Annotated in this window: 9 protein-coding genes; 7 read left to right on the top strand and 2 right to left on the bottom strand. The window is 69.9% G+C overall.

The features are described 5' to 3' along the window. Window positions 1-12: 12 nt before the first annotated feature. Both ABIA71_RS14310 and ABIA71_RS14315 read right to left on the bottom strand, forming a co-directional pair. On the bottom strand, window positions 13-675 hold the full coding sequence (locus tag ABIA71_RS14310; RefSeq protein WP_354286008.1) for a response regulator: 663 nt from the start codon (window positions 673-675) through the stop codon (window positions 13-15). Further along, window positions 672-3,692 carry a sensor histidine kinase gene (locus tag ABIA71_RS14315; RefSeq protein ID WP_354286010.1) on the bottom strand — a complete coding sequence of 1,007 codons (3,021 nt, stop codon included), beginning with the start codon at window positions 3,690-3,692 and terminating at the stop codon, window positions 672-674. The genes ABIA71_RS14310 and ABIA71_RS14315 overlap by 4 nt, the downstream gene beginning before the upstream one ends. Window positions 3,693-3,796: 104 nt before the next feature. Between ABIA71_RS14315 and ABIA71_RS14320 the strand changes: the two genes are divergently transcribed. The 7 genes from ABIA71_RS14320 to ABIA71_RS14350 all read left to right on the top strand — a co-directional run bounded on the left by ABIA71_RS14320 (window position 3,797) and on the right by ABIA71_RS14350 (window position 10,582). Next, window positions 3,797-4,156, top strand: coding sequence for a hypothetical protein (locus tag ABIA71_RS14320; protein WP_354286012.1), 360 nt, complete (start codon window positions 3,797-3,799; stop codon window positions 4,154-4,156). A gap of 78 nt (window positions 4,157-4,234) precedes the next feature. Next, window positions 4,235-4,621 carry a helix-turn-helix domain-containing protein gene (locus ABIA71_RS14325; protein WP_354286014.1) on the top strand — a complete coding sequence of 129 codons (387 nt, stop codon included), beginning with the start codon at window positions 4,235-4,237 and terminating at the stop codon, window positions 4,619-4,621. Window positions 4,622-4,646: 25 nt separating this feature from the next. Continuing rightward, the gene (locus tag ABIA71_RS14330) at window positions 4,647-5,303 is read left to right on the top strand and encodes a hydrolase (protein ID WP_354286016.1); all 657 of its coding nucleotides are present in this window, start codon (window positions 4,647-4,649) and stop codon (window positions 5,301-5,303) included. 2 nt (window positions 5,304-5,305) lie between these two features. After that, window positions 5,306-5,731, top strand: a complete 426-nt coding sequence (locus ABIA71_RS14335; RefSeq protein WP_354286018.1) for a DoxX family protein — start codon at window positions 5,306-5,308, stop codon at window positions 5,729-5,731. A gap of 107 nt (window positions 5,732-5,838) precedes the next feature. Then, on the top strand, window positions 5,839-7,683 hold the full coding sequence (locus ABIA71_RS14340) for an amidohydrolase (protein WP_354286020.1): 1,845 nt from the start codon (window positions 5,839-5,841) through the stop codon (window positions 7,681-7,683). Continuing rightward, window positions 7,662-8,957, top strand: a complete 1,296-nt coding sequence (locus ABIA71_RS14345) for an alginate export family protein (RefSeq protein WP_354286022.1) — start codon at window positions 7,662-7,664, stop codon at window positions 8,955-8,957. Before ABIA71_RS14340 ends, ABIA71_RS14345 begins: the two co-directional genes overlap by 22 nt. Continuing rightward, window positions 8,951-10,582, top strand: coding sequence for an MFS transporter (locus ABIA71_RS14350; protein ID WP_354286024.1), 1,632 nt, complete (start codon window positions 8,951-8,953; stop codon window positions 10,580-10,582). The genes ABIA71_RS14345 and ABIA71_RS14350 overlap by 7 nt, the downstream gene beginning before the upstream one ends. The last annotated feature ends 201 nt before the right edge of the window (window positions 10,583-10,783 follow it).

Consider the following 10,783-nt stretch of genomic DNA (forward strand, 5'->3'; position numbering starts at 1 on the left):
GCGGCGCGGCGGTCAGCCGTCGCCATCGGCCTGGGCATCGTCCAGGCTGATGATGCCGCGCTTGAGTGCCTGGGTCACCGCGTGGGTGCGGTCGCGCGCGCCCAGCTTCTCCATGAGGTTCTTCATGTGCGCCTTCACCGTCTGCTCGGAGATCCGCATCTGCTCGCCGATCGCCTTGTTTGAGCGCCCGGCGGCCACGTGGCCCAGCACTTCGGTTTCGCGCGGAGACAGGCTGTCTTCGACCACGTGCGCGGCGATGCTGGCCGCCAGCGGTGCGGGAATGCCGGCCCGGCGGCCGCCGTGCACGGTGCGGATGGTGTCGATCAGCTCGTGGCGCAGCATGTCCTTGAGCAGGTAGGCGCTGGCCCCGGCCTGCAGGGCGCGCACCGCCCGCACGTCACCTCGGTAGGTGGTGAGCACGATGATTCGTGCGCGCGGGTCGTGGTGGCGGATCCGGGTGATGGCGTCCACGCCGTCCACGCGCGGCAGCTGCAGGTCCATCAGCACCACGTCCGGGCGCAGGGCCAGGTACTGGGCAACCGCTTCCTCGCCATCGGCCGCTTCGCCCACCAGCCGCATGTCGGGCTGCATGCCAAGCAGCGCGGCCAGGCCGTCGCGCAGCAGGGGGTGGTCATCAACAACCAGCACGCCGATGGGGGCGGGCGACAGGGTCATGCGGATTCTCCAGTGAAACGCGGCCAACGCCAGCGGCGCGGCGAACGGCGGTAGATGCGATGGCGTGGCAGGAACAGTTCCACTTCGGTGCCCAGCCCCGGGCGCGACCACAAACGCAGGCGGGCCCCCAGGCGTTCGGCGCGTTCGCGCATGCCCACCAGTCCCCAGTGGCCTTCGGCCATAGACTCGGGCAGGCCGCGTCCATCGTCGCGCACATGCAGGCGCAACCCACGCAGGCCGTAACCCAGTTCGATCTCGATGGCGCCGGCGTGGGCATGCTGCAGGGCATTCAACAGCGCCTCGCGACCGATCAGGTACACCTCTTCGGCCGCTGCGCGCCGTAACGGGAGCGGCGCGCCTTCCACGTTGAGACGCAGCGCCGGGCTGCTGGCATCGTTGGCGCGTTCGCCGTACACCTGCACCAGTGCCGCACCGAGGTCCTGGTAGCCGTCGCTGTCGTCGCGCAGCGCGCTGACCCGGTCACGACCTTCTGCCAGTGCGCTTTCCGCCTGCTGCATGGCGTCTTCCAACGCGGCTCTTACCGGCGGTGGGGTGTGGCTGGCCTGGCTCACCGCATGCAGGCGCAGGATCAAGCCCTGGGTGCCCTGCAACAAGGTGTCGTGCAGTTCACGCGCGATACGCTCGCGTTCGGCATGACGCTCCTGCAGCCGCGCACGCACCAGCTGGGTCAGCCGGCGGCTGCGCAGGCGCATGGCCAGCAGGATCAGGGCCAGCAGCACCACCACGCAGGCGGCGTTGAACCACAGCGTCTGGTACCACATCGGCGCGATGCGGAAACTGCGGGTCGCGGCCACGGGGCTCCACACCATGTCCTGGTTGGCTGCGATTACCTCGAAACGATAGCGACCCGGGGAAAGGTTGGTATAGAACGCGCGGGTCAACGTGCCCGCGTCCTGCCAATGATCATCCAGCCCGATCAACCGGTAGCGGTAGCGGGTCCGTTCGGGCCGGCTCAACGCCAGTGCCAGGTAGTCGATCTGCAGCTGGGCGGTGCCCGCGGGCAACACCATCCCGTCGCGCAGTGGCTGCTGCGTCTGCCCATGGGACACGTCGCCGATACGCGGCTGCAGGGCGGCACCGGCGCGCTGCGCCACGCCGGTGTCGATCCACGCCAGCCCCTGGTTGGTGGACAACCAGAGCAGGCCATCGGCCGCCAGCATCGCGCTGGGCATCGGGGTGGTCTGCACGGCGATGCCGGGCATGCCGTCGCCACGGTCGAACAGCCGTGGTTCCACCGGCCTGCCGTGCAGTACCGCCTGCTCCAGGGTCGATGCGTCGATCCGCAGCAGGCCGCGGCTTCCGTTGAACCAGTAGTAAGCCGTGTGGTCGCGGACGATGCCGGTGATGCCCTCCAGCAGGCCGGGGGTGTCGGTCTGGGCAGCATGGAAGCGGTCGTCGTCGCCGAGCAGGGCCAGCCCGTTCTCACCCGCCACCCAGATCCGCGTGCCGATCATGGCAGTGGCGGTGATCGGCCCCACCTGCAGGCCATCGGCACGGGTGTAATGCCGCCACGCATGCTGGCGACGTACGCGCAGCTCGCCGTCGGGATAGCCCATCAACACGGCCCCGCCCGGGCCGGCCGCCAACGTGGTGCAGGCGTGTCCGGGCAGCGCCGGATCGCTGTCCCAGCGGCCGCGAAGGTAGTGCATCACGCGCTGGTCGCCAAAGCAGAACCACGCTTCGTCGCGACCCAGCGGCAGCACCGCGCGCAGTTCGCGCGGCGCGGGAAGTCCTGGCGGATGCAGTTCGTGCGGCTGGCCATCGCGTATCAGCAGCAGCGCCTCCCAATCGACCACCCACAGCGGCTGGTCGCTGGCGAGCGCGGCGCGGTGCAGGTCGGCCGACGGCGCCTGCAGCAGCGTACGGCGCAACGCCATGGGGCGCAGGTCTGCGCCATAGGCGAACACCTGTCCGTCGGGTGCGTGGTACAGCGTGCGCAGCGGATCGGCGGGGCCCGAGAGCGCCAGGCTGCGGACCTGATGGGCGCGGAACCGGTTGAGGCCCAGGTTCGTGCCGACCCACAGCGTGCCTTCGCGATCGGCCAGCACCGGCACCGCCGTGGTCGACGCCAGTCCTTGGGCTGCATCGAAGCGCTCGACCGGGGCGGCTGCCGATGCGGTGACATCCAGGCGGAAGATACCGCCACTGTCGACCAGACTGCCCCACAGGCTGCCATCGGCGGCGAACCGGATCCGCTTGGCCAGCAATGTGGGCCGACGCAGTGCCTCGCGTTCTGTGACGGGCAGCAGGCCGCGCGCATCCGCGACTGGCATGACGCCGCGTCGGCGATCGGCCAGCCACACCTGCCCGTTGTCGCGCAGGGCCAGCGATGAAAACGGTGCAACCGGCAGCGCCAGCGGTTCAAAGCGCGCGCCATTCGCTAGTAGTCGCCACAATCGCCCCGCGGCGATCACCCACAGCGTCCCGGTCCGATCGCGCAGCAGCCACTGGGCCGGTACATTGCCGATGCCCATGGCAGCGGTGGGCACCTGCCAGCGTTCACCGTCGAACCAGCGCAGCCCACCATCGGCCGCGGCCCACAACCGCCCGCTGCCGTCGCGCTCGATGCGCGGCACCAGCCCGGGCGGTAGACCCTGTGCCTGCGCGTAGTGGGTGAGACCGTGACGGTCGAGCCGGCTGATCCCGGCGTTGTAGTAGGCAATCCACAGCGTGCCGTCGGGATCCAGCGCGAGGGTAGTCATGTTAGAGGACGGGAACGTGCTGCCGTTGGGCGGCGCGGGGCGCTCGAACTGACGTCCATCGAACCGGTACAGCCCGGTGCCGGTGGCCAGCAGGAGGCTGCCGTCGGCGGGCTGGGCGATATCCCACACATCCCCGGGCGCGCCCTGGCCCACCACCCAGGCGGTGTGTTCGTACGCCGACAGCGGTGCCGCCAGCGCCGGCCATGCGGCCAGCAGCAAGCCCAGCAGCAGCCAGCCGGCGGCCACGCGGCGGTGCGTGCAGGCAGGGACGGGGACGAAGACGGCGGCGGACATGCTGCATTCTCGCAGGGATGGGGGGAGCAGCTGCTTACTCTTTCGGGGCAGGCGCCGCGCCCTGCAGTGCGGTACCCCTGCCGGGCCCGTTCTGGACCGCCCGCATGCAACGACTGTTCGTGATGTTCCCCGACCGTGCGCCCGGCGTTGGCTTGGTGCTGCTGCGGCTCGGCCTGTGCGCGGCCGTGCTTACGCTCCCGACGGCGCCGACAGGCTGGCTGCAGCTGGCGCCACTGGCTGCGGCATGCCTGCTGCTGGTGGGCGTGTGGACCCCGCTGGCAGCGGTCGCGCTGCTGCTGATGATGGGCGTGCACGCCGCATCGCACTGGGCGTGGCTGCCGCTGCCGGTGGCATTGCTGCTGCTGGGGCCCGGCGCCTATTCGCTGGATGCACGGCGTTTCGGTCGGCGCGTGCTGCGGCGGTCGCCCGGCGGTGGCGACGGGCGCGATCACCCGAAAGAGTAATCAGCGCTCCCACCGATGGAGGGTAGGGCAACGCGCGTGCCGCGGCGACCATGGCACACCCCGTCGTGGAGCCCGCTGATGGCTGCTTCGTCCCGCCCGACGCCACCCACACCTTGCACCTTGCCGCCGACCCAGGTGGCGGCGCTGCGGCGTGCCCTGGCCTATATCGACGCCAACCTGCAGCAACCGGTGCTGGTTGAACAGATGGCCGCCGCGGCCTGCGTCAGCCGTTTCCACCTGGCACGGCTGTTTCGTGCCGGGACCGGGATGAGCCCGACCGCGTACCTGCGCCAGCGCCGCATCGAACACGCCCAGCACCTGCTGCACGCCGGCGGACTGAAGGTCAGCCAGATCGCCAGCAGCCTGTGCTTCTTCGACCAGAGCCATTTCGTGCGCAGCTTCCGCGCCGTGACCGGCTGTACCCCCCGTCATTTCGCCCGGCGCAGCCTGCGCCCGGGCGCCTGAATCCCCTCGATCCCAAGGAACGCCCATGAACAAGGCCACCGCCGTCGCCGGCACCTCGCTGCTGTCGCCCACCGACCACGCCCTGGTGCTGATCGACTTCCAGTCGCAGATGGCATTTGCCACCCACACCATCGACATCTCCGCGCTGCGCAACAATGCCGCGTTGATCGCCAAGGGCGCGGCCGGCTTCAAGGTGCCGGTGGTGCTGACCACGGTTGCCGAGAAGTCGTTCTCCGGCCCGATGTTCCCGGAGCTGCCAGCGATCTTCCCGGGCCAGACGGTGTTCGACCGTACCTCGATGAACACCTGGGAAGACCAGCCGGTGATCGACGAGATCAACCGCATCGGCAAGCGTCGCCTGGTGCTCGCCGGCCTGTGGACCAGCGTGTGCATCGTCGGCCCGGCGTTGTCGGCGATCGACCAGGGCTTCGAGGTCTACGTGGTGACCGACGCCTGCGGCGACGTCAGCGTGGAAGCGCACGAGCGCGCCGTGACCCGCATGGTGCAGGCCGGCGCGGTGCCGATCACCGCGGTGCAGTACCTGCTGGAACTGCAGCGCGATTGGGCACGCAGCGCGACCTACGACCTCACCACCGGCATCGCGCGTGACCATGCCGGCGGCTATGGCATCGGCATTCAGTACGCCAGGACGATGTTCGGCGCGCAGGAAGGCGGCCACTGAGCATGGCCGGCGCCACCGGCCTGGACCTGGCGCTGTTGCTGCTGCGCATGGCGGCGGGCGGGTTTCTGCTGCCGCATGCGCTGGGCAAGCTGTTCGGCTGGTTCGGTGGGCCCGGCCTGGCCGGGTTCGCCGACGAACTGCGCGGCTTCGGCCTGCCGGCGCCGCGACCGATGCCGCTGCTGCTGGCGGCGGTGCAGGTGCTGTGCGGGCTGGCGGTGCTGATCGGTTGGCAGACTCGGCCCGGCGCGGTGATCGCGGCGGTGTTCCTGCTGTCCACCGCGCTGCTGACGCTGCGCCATGGCTGGTTCTGGATGCGCGGCGGTGCCGAGTACTCCGTGTTCTGGACGCTGACGCTGCTGGCCATCGCCCTGGCCGGTCCTGGCGCGTTTGCACTACAGCCGTCACTGGCAGGGGCAGCGTGGCCATGACCGCCGATCCGCACCATCCCGCTCGCCGCGACCTGCTGCTAGGCGTCGGCGCAGGCCTGGCGCTTGCTGCAGGCGCCCGCGCCTTTGCCTCATCCCCGGAGAAACGCATGTCTACGCTGCTCATCCGCAATGCCCGCATCACCACCCTCGACCCGGCCTGCCCGCAGGCCGATGCGCTGGCAGTGGTGGACGGGCGCATCGCCGCCGTCGGTACCGAAGCGCAGGTACGCGCCGGGCTGGACGTGGGCACCGTCATCGATGCCGGCGGCCGTCGCGTGGTGCCTGGCTTGAACGACAGCCATACCCATCTGATCCGCGGTGGCCTCAACTACAACCTGGAACTGCGCTGGGACGGGCTGCGCTCGCTGAGCGATGCGATGGCCATGCTGAAGGCGCAGGTGGACAATACGCCGGCCCCGCAATGGGTGCGCGTGGTGGGCGGATTCACCGCCGAACAGTTCGTGGAAAAGCGGCTGCCCACCCTGGCCGAGCTCAACGCCATCGCCCCGGACACGCCGGTGTTCCTGCTGCACCTGTACGACCGGGCGCTGCTCAACGGCGCCGCGCTGCGTGCCTGTGGCTATGACCGCAACACGCCGGACCCGCCGGGCGGCCAGATCGCGCGTGACAGCCTGGGCAATCCAACCGGCCTGCTGTTGGCCAAGCCCAACGCGCTGATCCTGTACGCCACGCTGGCCAAAGGCCCGCGTCTGCCGATGGAGTACCAGGCCAACTCCACCCGGCATTTCATGCACGAATTGAACCGCTTGGGCATCACCTCGGTGATCGACGCCGGGGGCGGCTTCCAGAACTATCCGGAGGACTATCAGGTCATCGAGCAGCTGCACCGCGACGGGCAGCTCACCGTGCGCATCGCCTACAACCTGTTCACTCAGAACAAGGGCAAGGAGAAGCAGGACTTCCAACACTGGAGCGAGATCGTCGCCCCGCGCCAGGGCGATGACCTGCTGCGTCACAACGGTGCCGGCGAGATGCTGGTGTTCTCCGCGGCCGACTTCGAACTGTTCAACGAGCCGCGTCCGGAACTGCCGCCCGGCATGGAGCCGGAGCTGGAAGAAGTGGTGCGGCTGCTGGTCGAGAAGCGGTGGCCGTTCCGCATCCATGCCACCTACGACGAAAGCATCGATCGCATCCTGGATGTGTACGAGCAGGTCAACCGCGAGATTCCGTTCGGCGGCCTGCACTGGTTCATCGATCACGCCGAGACCATCACCCCGCGCAACATCGACCGCATCCGCGCGCTCGGCGGCGGCCTGGCCATCCAGCACCGTATGGCCTACCAGGGCGAGGCGTTCGTGCAGCGTTATGGCAGCGAAGCCGCACGCCACACCCCGCCGGTGCGGCGGATGCTGCAGGCCGGTGTGCCGGTGGGCGCAGGCACCGACGCCACCCGCGTGGCGAGCTACAACCCCTGGGTGGCGCTGTCGTGGCTGGTCACCGGGCGCACCGTGGGCGGGTTGGCGCTGTATGGCGAGGAAAACCTGCTGGAGCGCGAGGAAGCGCTGCGGCTGTGGACGCAGGGCAGCGCGTGGTTCTCGGGGGACGAAGCCAACAAGGGCACCCTGGCGGTAGGGCAGCTGGGCGACTTCTGCGTGCTGTCGTCGGACTTCTTCGCGGTGGACGATGCCGCCATTGCCGACATCACCAGTCTGCTGACCGTGGTGGGGGGGCAGGTGGTATACGGCGAAGGCGACTTCGCGCCGCTGGCCCCGGTCCTGCCGCCGGCCATGCCCGATTGGTCGCCGGTCAACCGCTTTGGCGGCTACCACGTGGGCGGCGCCGCCACCGGACTGACCGCGCACGCGCATGCCCACGGGGCAGGCGGCTGCCGCACCCATGGCGCGCACGGCCATGCCGCGGCACACGCCGTGCCGACCGATGCGCCGAACGCGTTCTGGGGTGCATTGGGATGTTCGTGCTTCGCCTTCTGACCCTGGGGCTGGCCGCCACCTCGCCGGCGCTGGCCTGCGAGGCGGACGGCCCCGGCCAGTGCATGGCGCTGGACAGCGGTGGCACGCTGCAGATGGATGCGTCGCTGCGTCTGCGCAGCATGTATTACGATCCGACCCGCTTCGGCGTGCAGGGTGGCAAAGAGGACGGTTACGGGCTGCTGCGGGCGCTGGCGTCGATCCGCGCAGACCGTGGTGGATGGCAGGCCGTGGCGCAACTGGGCGTGCATGCCGAGCAGGGCCGCAACGGCGGTGCCGGTGGCACCGATCGGGGTGCGCTGGATGTGCAGCAGGCCTACGTGCATTGGCAGGGCGAACACCTTGGCTGGCAGCTGGGCCGACAGGAAGCCGGCTATGGCAGTTCGCGGCTGCTGTCGGTGCGCGACGGGCCGAACATCCGCCTGGCGTTCGACGGCGTGCGCGGCCGCTGGCGCACGTCGCGCTGGCAGCTGGACCTGATGGCGCTGCGCCCGGTCGACAACCGGCCGGGTGCGTTCGATGACCGCAGCGACCCCGGCCAGTACCTGCTGGGCGGGTATGCAACGCTGCGGGGGCGCAGCGCGGGCACTGGCCTGGACCTGTACCTGCTGGGCTATGGTCGCGACGATGCCCGCTTTGCCGGTACCCAGGGCGACGAGCGGCGCACCACGGTGGGGGCGCGCTGGTTCGCCCGGCAGCCACGCTGGGATGCCAACGTCGAACTGGTGGGGCAGCGCGGCACGTTGTCCGGGGCGCACGGCGACCTCGCCATCCGGGCATGGACGCTGGCCAGCGATACCGGCGTGCGCTGGTCGCAACGCGCGTGGCAACCGCGGCTGGGCGTGAAAGTGGACATCGCCAGTGGTGACCGTACGCCCGGCAATGGCCGGTTGCAGACGTTCAATGCGCTGTATCCCAAGGCGGCGTACTTCAGCGAGGCCAGCCTGCTGGCACCGGCCAACCTGATGGATGTGCAGCCGACCCTGACCCTGACCCCGCATCCGGCGGTCACCACCGAACTCGGCTGGCAGTTGGCGTGGAAGCAGCGCCGCGCCGATGCGATCTACACCACGCCCGCCCCGCTGGCCGCGTTGCCCGGCAGTGCCGGAACGCCGCGCCGCATCGGGCAGCAGTTCAAGTGGGAAACCACGTGGCGGGCAAGCCCGCAGTGGCAATGGCAGGCGCAGTTGGCCTGGTTCGAGGCCGGTCCCGGCCTGCGCGCGGCCGGTGGCCGCGACACTTTGTTTGCATCGATGGTAGGAGCGTGGCAATGGTAAGCAACACTGAAGGCGCCGCACCCGGCGCATGGTCGCCGCTCAAGATCGGCCTGTTCCGCGCGATGTGGCTGGCGATTCTGGGCAGCAACGTCGGCACCTGGATCAATGACGTGGCCGCCGCCTGGGTCATGGCCGAGCGCACCGAGTCGCCGTTGATGGTGGCGCTGGTGCAGTCGGCCACTACCGTGCCGGTGGTGCTGCTTGCACTGGTGGCCGGCACCCTGGCCGATATCGTCGACCGGCGCCGCTATCTGCTGTTCACCCAGGGCTGGATGCTGCTGGTGGCTGCCACGCTGGCCACGTTGACGGGGTTGTCGATGCTGACCCCCGGGCTGTTGGTGGCGCTGACCTTCGCGATGGGCTGCGGCGCGGCGATGGCGATGCCGGCGCAAGCGGCGATCGTTTCCGAGCTGGTGCCACGGCCGATGCTGGCCTCGGCGGTGGCGTTGAATTCGATCGGGATCAACATCGCGCGCTCGCTGGGCCCGGCCATTGGCGGGTTGATCGTGGCGCAGTTGGGGCCGAGCTGGGCGTTCGGCCTGAACGCGTTGAGCTTTGCCGCAATGCTGATCGTGCTGACCCGCTGGGCGCCGGACGCAACGGCGTCCACGCTGCCGCCAGAAGGCTTCGGTGCGGGCCTGCGTGCGGGCCTGCGTTATGCACTGCGCGCCGGCCGCCTGCAGGCGGTGTTGGTGAAGTCGGCCGGGTTCTTCTTCTTCGCCAGTGCGGTGACCGCGCTGCTGCCGCTGGTGGTGCGCGGGGAAATGCACGGCGGCGCGGGCCTGTACGGCATCCTGCTGGGCTGTATCGGCATCGGCGCGGTCACCGGCGCGCTGGTGCTGCCGACGCTGCGTGCGCGCATGGACCGCGACCTGCTGGTACTGCTGGCCACGCTGGCCTGCGCGCTCAGCCTGTTCGGGCTGGCCTGGCTGCGGCACATGGCGCTGTTGCCGCTGGCGATGCTCGTCAACGGCTTTGCCTGGATCACGGTGCTGTCCTCGCTGCAGATCGCCGCGCAGACCGCGGTGCCGCCGTGGGTGCGGGCACGTGCGCTGTCGCTGTACATCATGGTGTTTTCGCTGGGCATGGCCGCCGGTGGCCTGAGCTGGGGCAGCATCGCCCAGCGCACCTCGATCCCGCTGGCGTTGACGATCGCCTCGGTTGGCGCGGTGATCGCCGGGCTGCTGGTGTGGCGCGTGCGCATCGCCGGCAGCGAGGAGCTGGACCTGCGGCCGGCCGGCTACTGGCCGGCGCCCGAGCTGGCGGTGCCGGTGTCGCATGATCGGGGGCCGGTACTGGTCACGGTGGAGTACCGCATCGCCGATGCCGACCGTGCGGCTTTCCATGCGTTGATGGGGGAACTGGGCCGCACCCGGCGCCGCGACGGCGCGGTGCTGTGGGGCGTGGCCGAGGACGTGGCCACGCCGGGCATCCACCTGGAATATTTCGTGACCAGTTCCTGGGTGGAACACCTGCGCCAGCATGAACGCGTGACCGCCGAAGACCGCGACCACCAGCTGAAGGTACGGGCGCTGCACCGGGGCGAACACGCGCCGATCGTGCGGCATTTCGTGGGTGGTCATGGCGCGCTGCCGACGTTGAAGCACTCCCACGAACTCGGCTGACGGGCGGATACAAGAAGGAGGTGCTTGGCCCCTCTGCGGGGCAAGCAGAAAACATGCCTTGACGCATTTCAGGCGCAGCCGTCGGCGGGTCGGGCGCCGGGCCCCCATGCCCTTTCCGGCGAATGTCCCCCGGCGTCGGCCTGCGGCCGCCACCTCCTCCTTTATTTCGCCTCCAAGGGCATGGGGGCCCAGCGCCCGACC

Origin of the sequence: Stenotrophomonas sp. 2619 (genome assembly GCF_040548725.1) — a bacterium.
GTDB lineage: Bacteria > Pseudomonadota > Gammaproteobacteria > Xanthomonadales > Xanthomonadaceae > Stenotrophomonas > Stenotrophomonas maltophilia_AP.

Coding starts and splice junctions, on each gene's coding strand:
- ABIA71_RS14310 (WP_354286008.1), bottom strand. CDS start 675: ATGACCCTGTCGCCCGCCCCCATCGGCGTGCTGGTTGTTGATGACCAC.
- ABIA71_RS14315 (WP_354286010.1), bottom strand. CDS start 3,692: ATGTCCGCCGCCGTCTTCGTCCCCGTCCCTGCCTGCACGCACCGCCGC.
- ABIA71_RS14320 (WP_354286012.1), top strand. CDS start 3,797: ATGCAACGACTGTTCGTGATGTTCCCCGACCGTGCGCCCGGCGTTGGC.
- ABIA71_RS14325 (WP_354286014.1), top strand. CDS start 4,235: ATGGCTGCTTCGTCCCGCCCGACGCCACCCACACCTTGCACCTTGCCG.
- ABIA71_RS14330 (WP_354286016.1), top strand. CDS start 4,647: ATGAACAAGGCCACCGCCGTCGCCGGCACCTCGCTGCTGTCGCCCACC.
- ABIA71_RS14335 (WP_354286018.1), top strand. CDS start 5,306: ATGGCCGGCGCCACCGGCCTGGACCTGGCGCTGTTGCTGCTGCGCATG.
- ABIA71_RS14340 (WP_354286020.1), top strand. CDS start 5,839: ATGTCTACGCTGCTCATCCGCAATGCCCGCATCACCACCCTCGACCCG.
- ABIA71_RS14345 (WP_354286022.1), top strand. CDS start 7,662: ATGTTCGTGCTTCGCCTTCTGACCCTGGGGCTGGCCGCCACCTCGCCG.
- ABIA71_RS14350 (WP_354286024.1), top strand. CDS start 8,951: ATGGTAAGCAACACTGAAGGCGCCGCACCCGGCGCATGGTCGCCGCTC.